The following is a 19,714-nucleotide window of genomic DNA, read 5'->3' on the forward strand; positions in this document are numbered from 1 at the left end:
GCGGGAGGGACTTCGGTCCCTCCCGCCCTTCCCGGGGCTCAGTCCTTCGTGAATGCGAGGACTCCACCCGAGGCCCCCACCTTCACCGTGTCGCCCTGGCCGAACTCGCCGGCCAGGATCTTCTGGGCCAGCGGGTTTTCCAGCTGCTGCTGGATGGCGCGCTTGAGCGGGCGGGCGCCGTAGACCGGGTCGAAACCGACGTTGCCCAGCAGGGCCAGCGCGGTGTCGTCGATCTCAAGCCTGATCTGCCGCTCGGCCAGGCGCTTGGACAGGTAGGCGGTCTGGATGCGGGCGATGGACTGGATCTGCTCGCGGCCCAGCGGGTGGAAGACCACGATCTCGTCGAGGCGGTTGATGAACTCCGGCCGGAAGTGCGCCTGCACCACGCCCATCACCGCCGCCTTCATCTGCAGGTAGGCCGCGTCGCCCTCGCCGCTGAGCTCCTGGATGTGCTGGCTGCCCAGGTTCGAGGTCATCACGATGACCGTGTTGCGGAAGTCCACCGTGCGGCCCTGGCCGTCGGTCAGGCGGCCATCGTCGAGCACCTGCAGCAGGATGTTGAACACGTCCGGGTGCGCCTTCTCGACCTCGTCGAGCAGCAGCACGCTGTAGGGCCGGCGCCGCACCGCCTCGGTGAGGTAGCCGCCCTCTTCGTAGCCCACGTAACCCGGGGGCGCGCCGATGAGCCGGGCCACGGAGTGCTTCTCCATGAACTCGCTCATGTCGATGCGCACCATCGCGTCCTCGGTGTCGAACAGGAAGCCGGCCAGGGCCTTGCACAGCTCGGTCTTGCCCACGCCGGTCGGGCCGAGGAACAGGAAGGACCCATTCGGGCGATTCGGATCGGACAGGCCGGCGCGGCTGCGGCGGATGGCGTCGGAAACCGCCTTCACCGCCTCGTGCTGGCCCACGACGCGGCCATGCAGCGCGTCCTCCATCTTCAGCAGCTTCTCGCGCTCGCCCTCGAGCATCTTGCTCACCGGGATGCCGGTCCAGCGCGAGACGACTTCGGCGATCTCCTCGGCCGTCACCTTGTCCTGCAGCAGCTGGAAGCCCTGGGTCTCGATGGCCTGCGCCGCGGCGAGCTGCTTTTCCAGCTCCGGGATGCGGCCGTACTGGATCTCGCTGGCCTTGGCGAAGTCCTGGCGGCGGTGCGCCGCCTCGAGCTCCAGCCGCGACTGCTCGAGCTGCTCCTTGACCCGGGTGGCGCCGGTGAGCGTGGCCTTCTCGGCCTTCCAGATCTCCAGCAGGTCGTTGAACTCGCGCTCGAGCGTGGCGATCTCGGCCTCGAGGTCGGCTAGGCGCTGCTGCGACTCCTTGTCCTTCTCCTTCTTCAGCGCCTCGCGCTGGATCTTGAGCTGGATCAGGCGCCGCTCCTTGCGGTCCATCTCCTCGGGCTTGGAATCAATCTCCATGCGGATGCGCGAGGCCGCCTCGTCCATCAGGTCGATGGCCTTGTCGGGCAGCTGGCGGTCGGCGATGTAGCGATGCGAGAGCGTGGCCGCGGCAACGATGGCCGGGTCGGTGATCTCCACGCCGTGGTGCACCGCGTAGCGCTCCTTGAGGCCACGCAGGATGGCGATGGTGTCCTCCACCGAAGGCTCGCCCACGAACACCTTCTGGAAGCGACGCTCCAGCGCGGCGTCCTTCTCGACGTACTTGCGGTATTCGTCGAGCGTGGTCGCGCCGATGCAGTGCAGCTCGCCGCGGGCCAGCGCCGGCTTGAGCATGTTGCCCGCGTCCATGGCGCCCTCGGCCTTGCCGGCGCCGACCATGGTGTGCAGCTCGTCGATGAACAGGATGACCTGCCCTTCCTGCTTGGACAGGTCGCTGAGCACGCCCTTGAGGCGCTCCTCGAACTCGCCGCGGAACTTGGCGCCGGCGATCAGCGCGCCCATGTCCAGCGAGAGCACGCGCCGGCCGCGCAGGCCCTCGGGCACCTCGCCGTTGACGATGCGCTGGGCCAGGCCTTCGACGATCGCGGTCTTGCCCACGCCGGGCTCGCCGATCAGCACCGGGTTGTTCTTGGTGCGCCGCTGCAGCACCTGCACGGTGCGGCGGATCTCCTCGTCGCGGCCGATCACCGGGTCGAGCTTGCCCGACTCGGCGCGCGCGGTGAGGTCGATGGTGTATTTCTCCAGCGCCTGCCGGTTCTCCTCGGCGTTGGCGTCGGCCACCTTCTCGCCGCCGCGCAGGGCGTCGATGGCCTTCTCCAGCGCCTCCTTCTTCGCGCCGGCGGCCTTGAGCGCGGCGCCGGCCTCGCCCTTGTCCTCCAGCGCGGCCAGCACGAACAGCTCGCTGGCGATGAAGGCATCGCCGCGCTGCTGGGCCAGCTTGTCGCTGAGGTTGAGCAGGCGCGCGAGCTCGTTGCCGACCGAGAGGTTGCCCTCCTGGCCGCTCACTTTCGGCAGCTTGTCGAGCACCTCGGCCAGGCGCTGGCGCAGGGCCGCGGCATTGACGCCGGCCTGGGCCAGCATCGGCCGGGTCGAGCCGCCCTGCTGGTCGAGCAGGGCCAGCAGCACGTGCGCCGGTTCGATCAGGTTGTGGTCGCGACCCACGGCCAGCGACTGCGCGTCGCTCAGGGCCTGCTGGAAGCGCGAGGTCAGTTTGTCCATCCGCATCGGGTCGTCCCCTCGAAAGGTGGGGCGGCGTCGGGCCGCCCGCCTGCATTTGGAAATGGCGCCCGGCGGCCGCGGTTTCAAGCCGCGCAAGGCGGCGCCGACTGGCCTAGGATGTCGGCATGTCCGAAATCGCCATCGAACCGCTGGTCGTTGCCTGCACGCTGCTGGCCGGCGCGCTCGCCATGGCGCTGGCCCTGGCGGGCTCGGCGCGCCGCCAGCCCGAGCCGGTGCGCTCGGCCCAGATGGCCTGGGCGCGCGGGCTGGCGGGGCTGCCGCTGGGCTGGGTGCTGCTGGAGACGTCTGCCTGGCTGGGCGTCCATGCCCTGGCGATCCCCGCCAAGATGCTGTTCATGGCGGCCTTCATCGAGTTCCTGCGCGCGATGCACCAGCTCGATGACGACCCGGTCGGCCGCCGCTGGTTCTGGATCCCGGTGCTCGCGGTGGGCCTGCTTTCCGTGGGTTTCGCCGCGGCACATCCCTCCGACCCCATGCGCACCGGCTTGCTCAACCTGCTGTGCGCCGCCGCCGCGCTGTCCACGGCGCAGTCGGCGCTCGGGCACCTGCGGTCCGGCGGCAGCCCGCAGGCGGCCGTGCTGGTGGCGGCCTTCGTCGCGGTCGCCCTCGTGCTGGTCGGCCGGGCCACCCTGCTCTACCTGCCCGCCGATGCCCCGGCCCGGCTGTGGGCCGAATCACCGCTGGCGCAGAGCCTGCTGCTGGGCACCTGCGTGCTCGGGCCGGCCGTCGCCACCCTGGCCTTCGCGCTGATGGGCGCCGACCGCCTGCTCGACCGGCTCGAACGCATCGCCGGCCACGACAGCCTGACCGGCGCGGCGTCACGGCATGCGTTCTTCGAGGCCGCGAACGCCTGCCTGTCGCGGGCCCGGCAGCGTGGCGAGCCGCTCTCCGTCGTGGTCGTGGACCTCGATCATTTCAAGGCGGTCAACGATGCCTTTGGCCATGCCGGCGGTGATGCCGCCCTGAAGCGGGTGGCCAGCGCCCTGGGTGGCGTGCTGCGCGACCAGGACCTGCTGGGGCGGCTGGGCGGCGAAGAGTTCGCCGCGCTGCTGCCGGGCGCGGACGCGTCCACGGCCCGGCAGATAGCCGAGCGCCTGCGCGCGGCCGTGGCCGCGGCGGTGCTGGAAATCGATGGCCAGCGGGTGCCGCTGCGCCTGTCGGCCGGCGTGGCCTGCCTCGGCCCCGGGGACCGCGACCTGGGCGGCCTTCTCGACCGTGCCGACCGGGGCCTCTACGAAGCCAAGCGCGCCGGCCGCGACCAGGTGGTCTGCACGACCTGAAGGCGCGGATCAGAGCGCGCTCATCGCCTTGCGCGCGTCCTCGAGGTCCGGATCGAGCGCCAGCGCGCGCTCGAAGGCCTGCCTGGCGGCCGCCTTGTCGCCGGCCTGGGCGTGCAGCTGGCCGAGCCGGTACCAGGCGTGTTTGTGCTCGGGCGCGCCGGGCTGCGGGTTCAGGGCCAGGACACGCTCGAAGGCGGCGATGCCCTCTTCGGTGCGCTGCTCCGACAGCACGGCCGTGCGGCCGATCTGGTACCAGGCGCTGGCCGACCAGGGTTCATCGGCGGCCCAGGCCGTGAAGACGGCGAAGGCCTGGTCCCACTCTTCGGCCTGCTGGTGCAGCGCGCCGGCGGCCATGCGGAACATGGCCTCGCCCGGCCGCGCGGCGTAGGCGGCGAGCACCTGCCTGCGCGCCTCCGCGTCGTTGCCGTCGTGCATGGCGAGTCGCGCCTGGGCGAAACGACCGCGCGGCGGGTCGCGGCGCAGCAGTTCTTCGGCCTGGGCGCGCGCCTTGGATTCGCTGCCGCCGACGATGCCCGGCGCGCGCAGGTAGTACTCCATCAGCGCAAAGCGGGCATCGTGCAGGGATGGGTCGAGCTCGACGGCGCGCTCGAAGGCGGCCCGGACTTTCGGCGCCATCGTGGCCTGGCTGAACGCCCCCACCTGGCCGATGCGCGCGCCATAGGCCATGCCCATCCAATAGTGCGACGCGGCATGCCCGGGCGTCTGGCGCACGAGTTTCTCGGCCAGCTCGAGCGCGCGCTTGGCCTCGCGCTTCTGCAGCAACAGGCGCAACTGCAGCACGCCCACGTCGGGGTCGCCGGGCCGCGCCTTGGCGAGGGCCTCGATGACCTGCGCGGCGCCGGGGTCGCCCTGCTTCAGCAGCAGGTCGGCCCGCTCAGGCGAGGCCAGGACCGGGGAAGCGGCGAGGAGAAGGCAAAGCAGCGCGGCGGTCAGGAGAGCGGGCATGGCGGGGTCCGGTGGGGGCGCAGCCGGCATCCTGCGGCAGGCCGGGGGCCGCCGTCATCCTGCCGGAAGTCAGGACGCACCGAGCCAGGCCAGGGTGGCGAGGCGGCCGCTGCGGCCGTCGCGGCGGTGAGAGTAGAAGCGGCTCGGGTCGGCGATGGTGCAAAGCCCGCCGCCGTGCACGTTGGTTACGCCGACGGCCGCCAGGCGGCGCCGGGCCAGGGCGTAAAGGTCCACGCGCCAGTGACCCGGCCGGGTGGCGATGAAGGCTTCGGCGGCGCCCGGATCGGGCCCGGTGAAGGCGGCGCGGACTTCTTCGCCGATCTCGTAGTTCACGGGACCGGCGGCGGGGCCGAGCCAGGCGACGAGCTCGCCCGGCGGCGTGTGCATGGCGGCAACGGTCGCCTCCAGCACGCCGCCGGCCAGGCCACGCCAGCCGGCATGGGCGGCGCCGATCTCGCTGCCGTCGCGCGCGGCGAAGACCACGGGCAGGCAGTCGGCGGTGAGGATGGCCAGCACGACACCGGGTTCGGACGTGACGGCGGCATCGGCTTCGGGTTCGGGTTCGGGCGCGCCCTCTCCCCGGGCCAGCCCCGCCCCGACGCGCACGACCTCCACGCCATGCACCTGCCTGAGCCACCGCGGCTGGGAGGGCAGCTGCAGCCAGGCCGCCATGCGACGCCGGTTCTCGAGCACCGCGGCCGGCTCGTCGCCGCAGTTCATGCCCAGGTTCAGGCGATCGAACGGCGCCTGCGAGACGCCGTCGCCGCTGCGCAGGCTGGTGACGGCCCTCACGCCCGGCGGCGCGGGCCAATCGGCGTCGAGCCAGGCCGCGCCGGCCATGGTTCAGGCCTTGAAGGCCGCGGTGTCCTCGCGCAGGTCGAGCACGAGGGCCTGCATGTCGGCCGGCATCGGCGCCGACACGGTCACCGCCTCGCCGCTGGCGGGATGGGCGAAGCTGAGCTTTTCGGCGTGCAGGGCCTGGCGGCGGAAGCCATGAAGGCGGGCCACCAGCGCCTCGGTGGCGCCCTTGGGCAGGCGGAAGGCGCCGCCGTAGAGCGGGTCGCCGACGATGGGATGGCGCACGTAGGCCATGTGGACGCGGATCTGGTGGGTGCGGCCGGTCTCCAGGCGGCACTCGACCAACGTATGTGCCCTGAACTTCTCACGCACGCGGTAGTGCGTCACCGCATCACGCCCCCCTTCCTTCACGACTGCCATGCGCACCCGGTCCGTCGGGTGCCGGCCGATCGGCGCATCCACCGTATTGCCGGCCACCATCGTGCCCTGCACCACCGCCAGGTACTGCCGGTGTACTTCGCGGCCGGACAACTGCTCCACCAGCGAGGTGTGCGCGCGCAGCGTGCGCGCCACCACCATCAGGCCCGAGGTGTCCTTGTCGAGGCGGTGCACGATGCCGGCGCGCGGCAGCTCGGCCAGCCGGGCGTCGAAGTGCAGCAGTGCGTTGACCAGCGTGCCGCGCGGGTTGCCCGCGCCCGGGTGCACCACCAGGCCAGCCGGCTTGTTGATGACCAGCACGTCCTCGTCCTCGTGCAGCACCTCGAGGGCGATGGCCTCGGGCAGGGCGTGGGTCTCGGTCTCGAGCCGCACCGACAGGGTGATCGGCTCGCCGCCGCGCACGGCCTCCTTGGGCTTGACCTGGCGGCCGTCGAGCAGGGCGTCGCCGGACTTGACCCATTCGGTCAGGCGCGAGCGCGAGAAGTCGGGGAAGAGCTCGGCCAGCACCTGGTCGAAGCGGCGGCCGGCCGACTCCATGGGCACGGCGGCCTCGAGCAGTTCGCGCTCGTTTTCGTCTGTTTCGGGGGTGTTCTGGGCGGGCATGGCGGGCATCCTGGGCCTGGGTGGGGGCCGGCCCCGGGTTCATGGAGGCGACAGCGGGCTTTCCGGTATTATCCCCGAACTTGCTGCCCGCAGCGCCCAGACCCCGATCCTGATGACCCGACGCACCGGCCTGTTCCGCAATTTCGCCATCCTGGCGCTGATCCTCGGCCTCTCCGGCTGCCAGACCATCGGCGGCTGGTTCGGCGGCGAACGCGAAAAGCCCACCGAAACCCTGCCGGTCGAAGAGATGTACGCCGTCGGCAAGCGCTCGATGGAAGGCCGCAACTACAACCGCTCGGCGCAGTACTTCCAGCGCCTGGTGGCGCGCTTCCCGTACGGCCCCTACAGCGAGCAGGCGCAGCTGGAGCTGGCCTACGTGCTCTACAAGCAGGGCAAGAACGAGGAAGCCACCTCGGCCATCAACCGCTTCATCCGCACCTACCCGACCCACCGCCACATCGATTACGCCTATTACCTCAAGGCGCTGATCAACTTCGACCAGGGCCGCGCCACCCTGATGCGCCTGGCCCGCCAGGACATGTCCAAGCGCGACCTGGGCGCGACCACGCAGTCGCTGGCCGACTTCGGCGAGGTCATCCGCCGCTACCCGAACAGCCGCTACGCCCCGGATGCCCGCCAGCGCATGATCTACCTGCGCAACCAGCTGGCCCGCTACGAGGTCGGCGTGGGCGTGTACTACCTGCAGCGCGACGCCTTCGTGGCCGCCGCCAACCGCGGCAAGTACACGATCCAGACCTATCCGCAGAGCGAGTACGAGGGCGACGCCCTGGCGCTGATGGTGGCGTCCTACACCGCCCTGGGCCAGGACGAGCTGGCGGCCGACGCCCGCCGCGTGCTCGAGACCAACTACCCCGACCACGCCTATTTCGGCGGCGACTGGCCGGAGAGCCGCGGCTTCTTCGGCAAGCTCAACCCCTTCGCCGGCAAGTAAGCCCCGCCCTTGATCCTGTAGGAGGGCCTTCAGGCCCGAAGCTCTTCGCCAAGAGCTTCGGGCCTGAAGGCCCTCCTGCATTCAGTCCCGCCAGCCGGTGGTGATGGGATAGCGCCGCTCGCGTCCGAAGGCGCGATGCGAGAGCTTGGGCCCCGGCGCCGCCTGGCGGCGCTTCCACTCGTTGATGCGCAGCAGGTGCAGCACCCGCGCCACGGTGTCGGCGTCGAAGCCGGCGGCGACGATCTCGGCCGGCGAAAGGTCCTGGTCCACGTAGCGCAGCAGGATGCCGTCGAGCACGGCGTAGGGCGGCAGCGAATCCTGGTCGGTCTGGTTCTCGCGCAGCTCGGCCGAGGGCGGCCGGGTGATCACCTCTTCCGGGATGACCCGCGAGATGCGGTTGCGCCAATGGCACAACGCCGTCACCTCGGACTTGTAGAGGTCCTTGATGGGCGCGAAGCCACCGCACATGTCGCCGTAGATGGTGGCGTAACCCACCGCGTATTCGCTCTTGTTGCCCGTGGTGAGCAGCAGGCCGCCGAACTTGTTGCTCAGCGCCATCATCAGCGCGCCGCGGCAGCGCGACTGCAGGTTCTCCTCGGCGACGCCGGGCTCGAGGCCCGAGAACAGCGGCGCGAGGGCCTGCAGGAAGCCCTGGAACGGTGCCTCGATGGGCACGGTTTCGAGGCGGATGCCGAGCATGCGCGCCTGCTCTTCGGCCAGGTCGTTGCTCAGGTCGGAGGTGAAGCGCGAAGGCAGGCGCACCGCGGCGACGTTGCGCGCGCCGAGCGCGTCCACCGCCAGTGCCGCCACCAGGCCCGAGTCGATGCCGCCCGACAGGCCCAGCCAGACGCGGTCGAAGCCGTTCTTGCCGCAGTAGTCGCGGATGCCGCGGACGATGGCGCGCCAGGCCAGGGACTCGCGCGACTCGTCGTCCTCCTCGGGCCAGTGCACGCGGGTGAAGCGGCGCGTACCGGCGGCGTAGTCGGCCACCAGCCAGTGTTCCTCGAAGGCGCGCGCGGCCGGATGCACGTTGCCGTCGCCGTCGGCCAGCACCGAGGCGCCGTCGAACACCAGCTCGTCCTGGCCACCGACGAGGTTGAGGTAGGCCAGCGCGGCGCCGCTTTCCTGCACGCGCAACGCCACGAGCGCGTCGCGCTGGGCGGTCTTGTCGCGCTCGAAGGGCGAGGCGTTGGGCACCAGCACCAGCTCGGCGCCCCGGGCCACGGTCTCGGCCAGCGGCTCGGCGAACCACAGGTCCTCGCAGATGACCAACCCCACGGTGACGCCTTTCACCTCGAAGGTGCAGGCGCCGCCGTCGGGGTCGATGTCGAAGTAGCGGCGCTCGTCGAACACGGCGTAATTGGGCAACTCGCGCTTGCGGTAGGTCGCCTGCACCTTGCCGCCGGACAGCACGCTGGCGGCGTTGTAGACGATCGAGCCGGCGGCCTGCGGCCAGCCGACCACGGCGGTGATGCCGGTGCAGGCCCTGGCCACCTCGGCCAGCGCCGTTTCGCAGGCCTCGAGGAAGGCCGGACGGTGCACCAGGTCCTCGGGCGGGTAGCCACTCAGGGCCAGCTCCGGGAACAGCACCAGGTCGGCCCCGTGCACGTCCTGCGCCTCGGCCACCAGCGCGGCGATGCGCGCGGCGTTGGCCTGCACGGCGCCGACCGGGAAATCGAACTGGGCGAGGGCGAGGCGGAGGGTGGTCATCGGGACTCCGTGTCGGGGGCGGCATCGATGGGGCGCCGAGTGTAGCGCGCCGGGTCGGCGGCGTAGGCCTCGGCGAAGCCGAGGGAGGCCGAGGCGCTGATGTGGTTCGAGTCCCAGAACAGGGCGAAACCATGCCGCGCCGGCGGGCATCGCCGTTCGTCGCAGAAGTAGTCGGTGGGGTCGACCAGCTCGACGTTGGGATGCCGGCGCGCCAACTCGTCGAGCTCACGCCAGGCCCGCGCGACCCGCTGGCGATGCGCCGGCGCCGTTCGGCTGCAGCTGTCCTCCCAGCCCAGGGCGATGCAGTCCGGCGCAGGCTGGCTGAGGTCCGGCAGCGGCCCCATCACGAGGATGCGGCGCACATGGCCGAGTTGCTCCAGCACCTGCGAAAGGGCCGCCACGCGTTCGCCGAGTTGTGGCGGCGCCGCACCCACTTCGGAATAGCCGATCGGCCAGCGCTGGGCGATGACCAGGATGTCGAGCGGCCGCATTGCCAGCCAATCCAAGGCGAGCCCGTTGAAACGTACACAGTCATCACCAGAACCGGCGTCACCCGGACCGGGCGGACAGGAATTGAGCGTCAGCGGTGCCGCCGACGCATCGCCGGCCTCGGCCAGCCACCAGGCGTAGGGCTGCCATGCCAGCGCGTGCGAATCACCCCAGAGGGCATAGGTGGGCGGCACGCCGGGCCGGGAATGGCAGGCCTCGGGCTTGAGTGCGCGCACCTCGTCGCGGGTGTCGAAGTGGCATTGGCCGAGGATGGAGGGCAGGTCCTGGCGCGCGGCATCTGAGATTTCGCGCACTTCGGCAGGCAGTCGATCGATCCGGGCAAGGGCCGCCACTGCGACCGCAGCGAGAACGCAGGCCGCAAGCCCCGCGCCCAGCGCCCGCGCCGGGGCGATGCCGGGCCGCCGGAACGGCCGCTCGACGAAACGCCAGCTTGCCCAGGCCAGGACGAGCGCCGCGAGGCACGCCAGCAATCGCAACCCTATCCCGGCCGGTTCGGGCCACGCGGCCTCTGCGATAACGAGCAACGGCCAGTGCCACAGGTAGAGGGAGTAGGAAACCAGCCCGAGCCCGACCATCGGTCCGGAGCGCAGGAGGGAGGCGACCCAGCCGGACACCGCACCGCGATGGATGGCCAGCAGCGCTAGCGACGTCCCCGCCACGACCGGCATCGCGCTTTTTCCTGGGAAAGGCCCCCAAGCTCCGGTCTGGAGGCAGGCAAGCAGCACCAAGGCCAATCCTGCCGGCAATGCGACGCGGGACAGCCGGCCCGCGTGCGCCGCGGCCGGCGACAGCGCCACCAAGCCACCCGCGGCTAGCTCCCAGAAGCGCGCCGGCATCTGGTAGAAAGCCCGCTCGGGCTGAATGTTCACCCAGTACTCGGCGAGCAACAGCGATCCCAGCGCCAGCATTGCCAGTCGGCGCGCAGGCGCACCGGGCGCGAAGCGCAGCAGCGCCACAAGCAGCAACGGGTAGACGAGGTAGAACTGCTCCTCGACCGCCAACGACCACAGATGCAGCATCGGTCGCATTTCCGCGCCGGCATCGAAGTAGCCACCCGTGCTGGCCTGAAAATGGAAGTTGGCCAGAAAGGCCAGCGCATGCAGCGACGACGTCGCCGCCTCGTCCACCAGCGACTCGTGCCGGCCCATCGGCCCAGCCAGAAGCAGCATGACGCCCAGCAGCATCGCCACCAGCGCCGGCAGCAGGCGCCGAGCGCGCCGGGCGTAGAACGCGGTGAAGTCTATGCGCCCGTTGGCGGCCCATTCGCGAACGAGCAGCGCCGTAATCAGGTAGCCGGAGAGGACGAAAAAGACATCAACGCCGACGAATCCGCCAGGCATTGCGCCGGGCGCGGCGTGGTAGATGACCACTGCCGCTACGGCGATGGCCCGCAGCCCGTCGATTTCCGGCTTGTGTTCCAGCGCCGCCCCCTCGCCTGCCTTTCGCGAGGATCATAAAGCGAAGAGCCGCCCGAGGGCGGCTCTTCAACAGCTTCGCGGCTTGAGCCGCTCCTGCAGGGAAGCCGCAGAATTACTTCTTGAGGCGGGCCGCGATCGCCGCGCCGAGGTCGCCGGGCGACTTGACGGTGGTGACGCCGGCCTTCTCGAGGGCCTCGAACTTGCCGGCCGCGGTGCCCTTGCCGCCGGAGGCGATGGCGCCGGCATGGCCCATGCGCTTGCCGGCCGGGGCCGAGGCGCCGGCGATGAAGCCGACCACCGGCTTGGTGACGTACTCGGCGATGAACTCGGCCGCCTCTTCCTCGGCGCTGCCGCCGATCTCACCGACCATGATGATGCCCTCGGTCTGCGGGTCGTCCTGGAACAGCTTCAGGGCGTCGATGAAGTTGGTGCCGTTGATCGGGTCGCCGCCGATGCCGATGCAGGTCGACTGGCCGAGGCCGGCGTCGGTGGTCTGTTTCACGGCTTCGTAGGTGAGCGTGCCCGAGCGCGAGACGATGCCGATCTTGCCCGGCATGTGGATGTGGCCCGGCATGATGCCGATCTTGCACTCGCCCGGGGTGATCACGCCGGGGCAGTTCGGGCCAATCAGCACGACGTCGTCGTAGCCGGCCAGGGTGTTCTTCACGCGCAGCATGTCGAGCACCGGGATGCCCTCGGTGATGCAGACGATGACGCGGATGCCGGCGTCGGCCGCCTCGAGGATGGCATCGGCCGCGAACGGCGGCGGCACGTAGATGACCGACGCGTCGGCGCCGGTCTCGTCAACGGCCTCACGCACGGTGTTGAAGACCGGCAGACCGATGTGGGTGGTGCCGCCCTTGCCCGGGGTGACGCCGCCGACGACCTTGGTGCCGTAGTCGAGCATCTGCTCGGCGTGGAAGGTGCCCTGCTGGCCGGTGAAGCCCTGGACGATGACCTTGGTGTTCTTGTTGACCAAAACGCTCATGGGTGGGTTGTCCTTCAGGCTCAGGCGGCGGCGACGGCGGCGACGGACTTCTTGGCGCCGTCGTTGATGTCATCGGCCGGGATGATGGCGAGGCCGGAGTTGCGCAGCAGCTCCTTGCCCTTCTCCACGTTGGTGCCTTCCAGGCGCACGATGACCGGGATCTTGACGCCGACTTCCTTCACCGCGGCGATGATGCCCTCGGCGATCATGTCGCAGCGGACGATGCCGCCGAAGATGTTGACGAAGATGGCCTTGACCTTGTCGGACGACAGGATGAGCTTGAAGGCCTCGGTGACGCGCTCCTTGTTGGCGCCGCCGCCGACGTCGAGGAAGTTCGCCGGCTCGCCGCCGTTGAGCTTGATGACGTCCATGGTGGCCATGGCCAGGCCCGCGCCGTTGACCATGCAGCCGATGTTGCCGTCCATGGTGACGTAGTTGAGGTCGTGCTTGGAGGCCAGCACCTCGGTCTCGTCCTCCTGGCGGATGTCGCGCATGGCGGCCAGGTCGGGGTGGCGGAAGGTGGCGTTGTCGTCGGAGTTGATCTTGCCGTCGAGCACGGCCAGGTCGCCGTTGGTGAGGATGGCCAACGGGTTGAGCTCGACCAGGGCCAGGTCCTTCTCGTTGAACAGCTTGTACAGGCCCAGCATGATCTTGCTCAGCTGGCCGACCTGCTTGGCGTTCAGGCCCAGGGCGAAGCCCATCTCGCGGCACTGGTAGGGCTGCAGGCCCTGCACGAAGTTCACGTTGAGCGACTTGATTGCCTCCGGGTTCTCGGCGGCGACCTGCTCGATCTCGACGCCACCCTCGGCCGAGGCGATGAAGGTGATCGAGCGCGAGGCGCGGTCGACCAGCACGGAGAGGTAGAGCTCCTTGGCGATGTCGGTGGCCTGGGTGACCAGCACCGAGTCGACCGGCAGCTCGATGCCGGCGGTCTGGTAGGTGGCCATCTTGGTGCCGAGCATGCCCTCGGCGTACTTGCGCACGTCCTCGAGGGTCTTGGCCAGCTTGACGCCGCCGGCCTTGCCGCGGCCGCCGGCGTGGATCTGCGCCTTGACGACCCAGAAGTCGCCGCCAATGGCCTTGGCCGCGTCCACGGCCTCCTCGGGACTGCGGGCGACGCGGCCGGCCGGGACGGCAATGCCGTAGTCGCCGAACAGCTGCTTGGCCTGGTATTCGTGGAAGTTCATGCCGATACCTGTGTGGGAAGGGGGTCGCGAACGGGGGCGGTATTGTCGCCGCAACGGTGCCCCCAACGCAAAAACCCCCACCCTTGACAGCCGGCGCCGAGGCATACTGGGGACATGGCCGCCGCCCCCCGCAAAACCGCCAGCCCCCCGCCCCAGCGCCGCGAGCTGTACTTCTTCACGCTCTACCGGGTGCTCGAGGCGGCGCTGTTGGCCCTGGTGGCCTTCAGCCCGGCCGGCGGCTACCTGCTCGAGATCCGCGAGCCGGCCATCCTGCAGAGCCTCGTCGTGCTCTACATGGTGGCGGCGATTGCGCTGCTCGTGGCCGGCTACCGCAGCGAACTGCCCCCGCCCCGCCAGGCCGCGATCGGCCTGGGCATCGACATCCTGGTGGCGGCGGCCGTGCTGGCCACCACCTCGGGCAGCCAGGGCGGCGTGGCCCTGCTGCTGCTTTTCAACGTGGGTGCCGGCGCCCTGATCCTGCCCCAGAAGGCCGGCCTGGCCTACGCCGGCGCCGCCTCGCTGGTGGTGCTGTTCGACAGCGTCTACCTGCGTGCCGTCGGCTTCGACGACGCCCGCCCGCTGGCCGAGTCGGTGATGTTCTCGGTGACCTACCTGGCCACGGCCGTGCTTTGCGAACTGCTCAGCCGCCAGGTCCTCGAGTCGCAGGCCCTGGCCGAACAGCGCGGCGAGGAGCTGGCCAACCAGGCCGAGATCAACGAACTGGTGATCCGCCGCATCCGCACCGGCATCCTGGTGGTGGACGGCGACCACCAGGTGCGGGTTTGCAACGAGGCGGCCTGGGCGCTGCTGGGCAAGCCCTCGCCCGACCGCCGGCAGCTTTCCGACATCGCCCTGCCCCTGCACCGCAGCCTGCAGGCCTGGCGCCAGGGCCGCGGCGAGATCCCCAAGGCCATGACCCTCGGCGAGGGCGCGCCCGAGGTGCTGCCGCGCTTCGTCTCGCTGAGCCTGACCAACAACCTGTTCCTGATCTTCCTCGAGGACAGCCGGGTGTTCTCGAACCGCGCCGAGGAGCTGACCCTGGCCACCCTGGGCCGCCTGTCGGCCTCGATCGCCCACGAGATCCGCAACCCGCTCGCGGCGATCATGTATTCGGTGCAGCTGCTCGAGGAATCGACCGACCTGCCCGAGGGCGACCAGCGCCTGCTCGAGATCATCCACACCCAGTGCCAGCGCATGAACGGCATCGTCCAGGACATCCTGGGCCTGGCCCGGCGCGAGCGCAGCCAGCCCGAGTCGATCGACATCGGCCTGTTCGCCCGCAGGTTCGTCGACGAGTACCGGGCCAGCCACCCGCTGGAGACCGACATCCTGCAGGCCGTGTCCGAGCGCAGCGTGCTGGCCATGGCCGACCCGCGCCACCTGCACCAGGTGCTGACCATCCTGGTGGCCAATGCCCTGACCTACGGCCGCATGCCCGGCGAGCCGGCCAAGGTGACCGTGGCCGTGCGCAGCGCGCCACCCGGCACGCCGCCCGAACTGAACGTGATCGACCGCGGCCCGGGCATCCCGGCCGCCGTGGCCAGCCAGATCTTCACTCCGTTCTATACGACCAGCGAGCACGGAACGGGCCTGGGCCTCTACATCGCCCAGCAGCTGTGCGAGGCCAACCAGTGCACCCTGAGCTACCAGCCGGTGCCGGGCGGCGGCAGCTGCTTCCGCATCATCCTCCCGCCGGGCATGACCCTGATGCAGGAAGAGGCCTCGCCGGGGCGCCTCAATCTGGCCTGAGACACCCGGCTTCAGCTAAGGTGTAGGGGACTCCCACCCCCCGATACCGCATGGCAACCGCCCGCAGCGCCCTGGTAGTAGATGACGAGCGCGACATCCGGGAACTGTTGGTCCTGACCCTGGGCCGCATGGGCCTGCGCGTGGACACGGCCGCGGACCTGGCTTCGGCCAGGGCGCACCTGGCCCAGTCGCGCTACGACCTGTGCCTGACCGACATGCGCCTGCCCGATGGCTCTGGACAGGAGCTGATCGAGCACATCGCCCAGCGCTATGCCGAGACGCCGGTGGCGATGATCACGGCCTTCGGCAACGTCGAGGCCGCGGTGGACGCGCTCAAGGCCGGCGCCTTCGACTTCGTGACCAAACCCGTGGACCTGTCGGTGCTGCGCCGGCTGGTGCAGCACGCGCTCGACCTCAACCAGCAGCGCAAGGCGGCCCCGGCCGGCGCGCGCCTGCTGGGCGAGTCGCAGCGCATGCAGCAGCTGCGCCAGACCATCGGCCGCGTCGCGCGCAGCCAGGCGCCGGTGTACATCAGCGGCGAGTCGGGCGTGGGCAAGGAACTGGTGGCGCGGCTGATCCACGAGCAGGGCTCGCGAGCGGCCGGGCCGTTCGTGCCGGTGAACTGCGGCGCGATCCCGTCGGAGCTGATGGAGAGCGAGCTGTTCGGCCACAAGAAGGGCAGCTTCACCGGCGCCCACGCCGACAAGGAAGGCCTGTTCCAGACCGCCAACGGCGGCACCCTGTTCCTGGACGAGGTGGCCGAGCTGCCGCTGCACATGCAGGTCAAGCTGCTGCGCGTGATCCAGGAGAAGTCGGTGCGCCCGGTGGGCGCCCAGGCCGAGCTGCCGGTGGACGTGCGCATCCTGTCGGCCACGCACAAGAACCTGGCCAAGCTGGTCGAGGACGGCAAGTTCCGCCAGGACCTGTACTACCGCATCAACGTGATCGAGCTGGCCGTGCCGCCGCTGCGCCAGCGCCGCGAGGACATCCCGCAGATCGCCGAGGCCGTGCTGGCCCGCCTGGCCGGCAACGGCGGCACCGTGCCGGCCCTGAGCGAGGAAGCCGAGGCGGCCCTGTCGGCCTATCCCTTCCCGGGCAACGTGCGCGAGCTGGAGAACATCCTCGAGCGCGCCGTGGCCCTGTGCGACGGCCAGACCATCGAAGTGGCGGACCTCTACCTGCCCCAGGTGGACCAGCTGATCGGCCAGGAAGCCGATATGCCCCTGCGTCCGGTGGCCGCCGCGCCCTCGCCCGCCCTGCCGCCCGGCCTGGCCGACGCCACCGCCCTGCCGGAAGCCATCGAGCAGATGGAGCGCGAGACCATCCAGAAGGCGCTCGAGGCGAACCGCTACAACAAGACCAGGACGGCGGCGGCGCTGGGGATTACGTTCCGGGCGCTTCGGTACAAGCTCAAGAAGCTTGGGATGGAGTGAGGCTGGGCGGCGGGGCCGCCCCATCCCCCTTCAGCGGTCCGCCCAGGCCAGCAGGTAGGCGCGGATGAATCCGTAGTCCGAGCCCGGCAGCACGGGCACCAGCCTGCCCTCTTCGCGGTCGAGCCTCACGGCCTCGGCCGGGTCGCCGCTGCCGTGCGCACCGAGCATCGCGATGACCAGCATGTGCTCGCGGGTGGCGAGGGGACGTTCGACGCCCAGCAGCCCGAGCGCACGGCGCCCGGCCTCGAGCATGGCCTCGGGATCGCGCGCGGCCGTGGCCTGGTAGGCCGCCATCACCGCGGCGACTTCCTCGGGCTGGCCCTCGGCCACGAACCACGCCGGCTCCAGCCACATGCCGCCCTGGTCCTCGAAGGCCAGGTGCGCTAGCGAATGCTCGGCGATGTTGGTGGCCGCGACCAGCCAGTTGTCGATGTCGGCGGCCGCCACCGGCCGGCTAGAGAGCTGCCGCAGCACGGTCACCTGGGCCGAAAGGGCCTGGTACTCAGCCGAGATCGCAGACGTCTCGCCGCTGCGCACCGCCTCGGCCAGGCGGCTGGCCACCACGGGCAAGCGCACCATGTCGTCGTTGCCAGCCGTGCTCATGCCTGAGGACAGCCGCGGCACGCGCCAGTCGTCGGTGACCTCGAGCACGGGCAGGCCGGACTTGGCCAGGCTGTGCAGCCAGATGGCCGAATCCTCGCGGAAACGGGCGCGCGGGGCCTGAAGCGACACTGTGGGATGGAAGTCATCGTGCACTTCGGCCCCCGACAGGCGCACGAGGTTGTCGATCACCGCCTTCGAGCCCAGCCGATAGACACCAAAGTCGGCGGCGTTGGCCAGGCCCACCCGCGCCAGCTCGCGCTGCAGGGGCGACCCTTCGGCAGCCGGATAGGACAGGGACGGGATCGGGCTTCGGCTTGCCAGCAGCACGAGGTCGCCGTAGTTCGGCCGGTACATCTCGATGTAGGGATACTCGGCCGAGAGCGCCGCGAGCATCGTCATAAGCAGCGGGTCGCTCAGTTCATAGGTGTGGATCCACTGCACCAGGATCCCATCGTCCTTCAGGTGGTTGCCAAGGAAGGCGTAGAACTGCCGCGTGAACAGGCTGGCGACGCCGCTGACCCACGGATTCGAGGGCTCGGAAACGATGACGTCGTAGCGGCGGCTGCCGGTGGAAAAAAAGGTGCGGGCGTCGTCTATGTGCAGGCGCGAGCGCGGGTCGCGGTAGGCACGCTCGACGCGCGGGCCGAACAGCATCGCGCCGTCGTACATGGCGCGCTCGATCTCGATTGAGTCCACCTGCAGCGGCTTGCCGCTGCCCAGCACCGTGTGCGTGCTCAAGCCCGAGCCCCAGCCGATGATGGCGATGCGCTCGGGGTTGGGATGCGCGGCCAGCGGCATGGCGCCGAGCATGAGCATGGTGATCTCGTCATCCGAGGGCGGCTGGCCGAGGTCGAGCTGCATGGCCGCGTCGGGCTTGCCGTTGGTGGCGATGGTGGCGGCGTTGCCCTGCTGGTAGACGGCGACGGTGGCGGTCTTGCCATCGCGCAGGAATCGGACCTGTGCACCCTCCTGCAGCTCCGAGCTTCCGGTGCGGAACACGCCGGAGGCCAGCGCCTCGGGCGAGGCGCGGCCGAGGACCAGGCTCAACGGCAGCACCAGCAGGGCCGCCGCGGCGCCGGCGAAATAGGGCTTGGCCGGCACGTCGTCGGCGTACTTCTTCAGGATGACGAAGCCCAGGCCGATGTCCACCAAGGCGGCGACCGTCACCGCCAGGTGCAGGCCCAGGGCCGGAATCAGCAGGTGCACCGCCAGGGCCACGCCCAGGATCGCGCCCAGCGTGTTGGCGGCGTAAACCTTGCCGATGCTCGACTCGCCCGCGCCACGACGCAGCAGGGCCATGGTGAACAGTGGAAGGGTCATGCCGGCGAAGAACGCGGCCGGGAACATCACGGCGAGCGAGATCAGTGCGCTGCCGAAGCTGAAGAGGCTATAGCCGTCGTCGGTCTTGGGCAGCCAGGCCATCAGCCCGCCCACCCAGCGGAAGCTCTGGGCAAAGATCGGCAGGGATACCAGGGCCGCGACGCCCATCCAGAGCTGGGCGAAGCCCGCATAGGCCAGGGCATCCTTGATGCGCGCACTGCGGCGGCGGATCCACAGGCCGCCGAAGGCAAGGCCGAGGATGAAGGCCGCCAGCATCAGCTCGAAGGAGTGGATGGTAGTGCCGAGCGCCTGGTTGAGCATGCGCACCCAGCCGATCTCGTACACGAACGAGCTGGCACCAGTGATCATGGCGGCGAGCAGGATGAACCTCAGGAAGTCCTTGTCCTCGGCAGCCTCGGCCTCGGTCCTGATCGGGGCGGGCGCGACGCTGGTGGGCACAGGGCGCAGGTCGGCGCGACGCGACACCATCCAGGCAACCACGCCAACGAGGAGGTTCAGGGCGCCGGCCACGGCTACCGTGCCGGGCATCCCAACAGCAGGCAACAGCAGGAAGGTGGCCGCCAGGGCGCCGAAGGCCGCACCGAGACTGTTGCTGAAATACAAGCCGCCCAGTATCTCGCCGTCGGCCTCCGGGGCCACGCGCAGATAGCCACCGCTCATCAGCGGGAAGGTCATGCCCAGCAGGATGCTCTGCGGCGCAATCAGAAACGCCGCGCTGCCCCATTGCCACGCCCGGACGGCCCCGCCTTCGCCCAGCGCGGGATACACAACTTCCAGCGAGAACCCGGTGTAGGCGACGAAAATCGGGTGGAACAACAAGCCGGCCACGCCGATGATGATCTCGACCACCGCGTAAGCGAAGACCAGGCGCTTCCAATTTGCGCCGCGGCGGCTGACCAACCAGGCGCCCAGGGCCATACCGCCCATGAAAATGCCCAGGACCAGGGTCTGGGCATAGGCCGCGTGCCCCAGCGTGAGCCCCAGGTAGTGCGACCAGATGGCCTGATAAATGAGGCCGGCGAAGCCGGAAGCGACAAAAAGCGCGAGGAGCGTGCGCTCCAGTCCCAGGACCCGTCCGGTCATCGATTGCTCCCCCTTGTTC

13 protein-coding genes are annotated in these 19,714 nt (G+C 70.2%); 4 read left to right on the forward strand and 9 right to left on the reverse strand.

What is annotated here, in order from left to right:
• Window positions 1-38 precede the first annotated feature (38 nt).
• Window positions 39-2,621 carry an ATP-dependent chaperone ClpB gene (gene clpB, locus ABS41_RS08050; RefSeq protein WP_290592709.1) on the reverse strand — a complete coding sequence of 861 codons (2,583 nt, stop codon included), beginning with the start codon at window positions 2,619-2,621 and terminating at the stop codon, window positions 39-41.
• Between the two features lie 119 nt (window positions 2,622-2,740).
• On the opposite strand from clpB, the gene ABS41_RS08055 reads away from it, so the two are divergent.
• Window positions 2,741-3,916 (forward strand): GGDEF domain-containing protein, encoded by a 1,176-nt coding sequence (locus ABS41_RS08055; protein WP_290592711.1) that lies wholly within the window; start codon window positions 2,741-2,743, stop codon window positions 3,914-3,916.
• Between the two features lie 9 nt (window positions 3,917-3,925).
• Here ABS41_RS08055 and ABS41_RS08060 read toward each other — a convergent pair whose 3' ends face one another.
• The 3 genes from ABS41_RS08060 to rluD form a co-directional block, all read right to left on the reverse strand.
• Entirely contained in the window at window positions 3,926-4,882 is a 957-nt protein-coding gene (locus ABS41_RS08060; protein ID WP_290592713.1) for a tetratricopeptide repeat protein, read from the reverse strand.
• Window positions 4,883-4,951: 69 nt separating this feature from the next.
• The gene (gene pgeF, locus ABS41_RS08065) at window positions 4,952-5,722 is read right to left on the reverse strand and encodes a peptidoglycan editing factor PgeF (protein ID WP_290592715.1); all 771 of its coding nucleotides are present in this window, start codon (window positions 5,720-5,722) and stop codon (window positions 4,952-4,954) included.
• A 3-nt stretch (window positions 5,723-5,725) separates the two neighbouring features.
• Window positions 5,726-6,721 (reverse strand): 23S rRNA pseudouridine(1911/1915/1917) synthase RluD, encoded by a 996-nt coding sequence (rluD, locus tag ABS41_RS08070; protein WP_290592718.1) that lies wholly within the window; start codon window positions 6,719-6,721, stop codon window positions 5,726-5,728.
• A gap of 112 nt (window positions 6,722-6,833) precedes the next feature.
• On the opposite strand from rluD, the gene ABS41_RS08075 reads away from it, so the two are divergent.
• Window positions 6,834-7,673, forward strand: a complete 840-nt coding sequence (locus ABS41_RS08075; RefSeq protein WP_290592720.1) for an outer membrane protein assembly factor BamD — start codon at window positions 6,834-6,836, stop codon at window positions 7,671-7,673.
• 81 nt (window positions 7,674-7,754) lie between these two features.
• Here the strand turns inward: ABS41_RS08075 and ABS41_RS08080 are convergent, their stop codons facing one another.
• The 4 genes from ABS41_RS08080 to sucC form a co-directional block, all read right to left on the reverse strand.
• Window positions 7,755-9,383 (reverse strand): NAD+ synthase, encoded by a 1,629-nt coding sequence (locus tag ABS41_RS08080; RefSeq protein WP_290592722.1) that lies wholly within the window; start codon window positions 9,381-9,383, stop codon window positions 7,755-7,757.
• Window positions 9,380-11,314, reverse strand: coding sequence for an acyltransferase family protein (locus tag ABS41_RS08085; RefSeq protein WP_343123830.1), 1,935 nt, complete (start codon window positions 11,312-11,314; stop codon window positions 9,380-9,382). The genes ABS41_RS08080 and ABS41_RS08085 overlap by 4 nt, the downstream gene beginning before the upstream one ends.
• 109 nt (window positions 11,315-11,423) lie before the next feature.
• A complete protein-coding gene (gene sucD, locus ABS41_RS08090) occupies window positions 11,424-12,299 on the reverse strand; it encodes a succinate--CoA ligase subunit alpha (RefSeq protein WP_290592724.1) in 876 nt (291 codons plus the stop codon).
• 20 nt (window positions 12,300-12,319) lie between these two features.
• On the reverse strand, window positions 12,320-13,486 hold the full coding sequence (sucC, locus tag ABS41_RS08095) for an ADP-forming succinate--CoA ligase subunit beta (protein ID WP_290592726.1): 1,167 nt from the start codon (window positions 13,484-13,486) through the stop codon (window positions 12,320-12,322).
• Window positions 13,487-13,600: 114 nt separating this feature from the next.
• Here sucC and ABS41_RS08100 point away from each other — a divergent pair, with 114 nt between their 5' ends.
• Window positions 13,601-15,235: an ATP-binding protein gene (locus ABS41_RS08100; protein WP_290592728.1), complete on the forward strand. Its 1,635-nt coding sequence runs from the start codon at window positions 13,601-13,603 to the stop codon at window positions 15,233-15,235.
• A 50-nt stretch (window positions 15,236-15,285) separates the two neighbouring features.
• Window positions 15,286-16,668, forward strand: coding sequence for a sigma-54 dependent transcriptional regulator (locus tag ABS41_RS08105; RefSeq protein WP_290592730.1), 1,383 nt, complete (start codon window positions 15,286-15,288; stop codon window positions 16,666-16,668).
• Between the two features lie 30 nt (window positions 16,669-16,698).
• Here ABS41_RS08105 and ABS41_RS08110 read toward each other — a convergent pair whose 3' ends face one another.
• The gene (locus tag ABS41_RS08110) at window positions 16,699-19,695 is read right to left on the reverse strand and encodes a spermine synthase (protein ID WP_290592732.1); all 2,997 of its coding nucleotides are present in this window, start codon (window positions 19,693-19,695) and stop codon (window positions 16,699-16,701) included.
• Window positions 19,696-19,714 lie beyond the last annotated feature (19 nt).

The sequence above is a fragment of the Arenimonas sp. SCN 70-307 genome, assembly GCF_001724815.1.
Classification (GTDB): Bacteria; Pseudomonadota; Gammaproteobacteria; order Xanthomonadales; family Xanthomonadaceae; genus Arenimonas.

Bases quoted from the DNA above. Each gene is read 5' to 3' on its own strand.
- clpB (WP_290592709.1), bottom strand. From the start codon at position 2,621: ATGCGGATGGACAAACTGACCTCGCGCTTCCAGCAGGCCCTGAGCGAC.
- ABS41_RS08055 (WP_290592711.1), top strand. From the start codon at position 2,741: ATGTCCGAAATCGCCATCGAACCGCTGGTCGTTGCCTGCACGCTGCTG.
- ABS41_RS08060 (WP_290592713.1), bottom strand. From the start codon at position 4,882: ATGCCCGCTCTCCTGACCGCCGCGCTGCTTTGCCTTCTCCTCGCCGCT.
- pgeF (WP_290592715.1), bottom strand. From the start codon at position 5,722: ATGGCCGGCGCGGCCTGGCTCGACGCCGATTGGCCCGCGCCGCCGGGC.
- rluD (WP_290592718.1), bottom strand. From the start codon at position 6,721: ATGCCCGCCCAGAACACCCCCGAAACAGACGAAAACGAGCGCGAACTG.
- ABS41_RS08075 (WP_290592720.1), top strand. From the start codon at position 6,834: ATGACCCGACGCACCGGCCTGTTCCGCAATTTCGCCATCCTGGCGCTG.
- ABS41_RS08080 (WP_290592722.1), bottom strand. From the start codon at position 9,383: ATGACCACCCTCCGCCTCGCCCTCGCCCAGTTCGATTTCCCGGTCGGC.
- sucD (WP_290592724.1), bottom strand. From the start codon at position 12,299: ATGAGCGTTTTGGTCAACAAGAACACCAAGGTCATCGTCCAGGGCTTC.
- sucC (WP_290592726.1), bottom strand. From the start codon at position 13,486: ATGAACTTCCACGAATACCAGGCCAAGCAGCTGTTCGGCGACTACGGC.
- ABS41_RS08100 (WP_290592728.1), top strand. From the start codon at position 13,601: ATGGCCGCCGCCCCCCGCAAAACCGCCAGCCCCCCGCCCCAGCGCCGC.
- ABS41_RS08105 (WP_290592730.1), top strand. From the start codon at position 15,286: ATGGCAACCGCCCGCAGCGCCCTGGTAGTAGATGACGAGCGCGACATC.
- ABS41_RS08110 (WP_290592732.1), bottom strand. From the start codon at position 19,695: ATGACCGGACGGGTCCTGGGACTGGAGCGCACGCTCCTCGCGCTTTTT.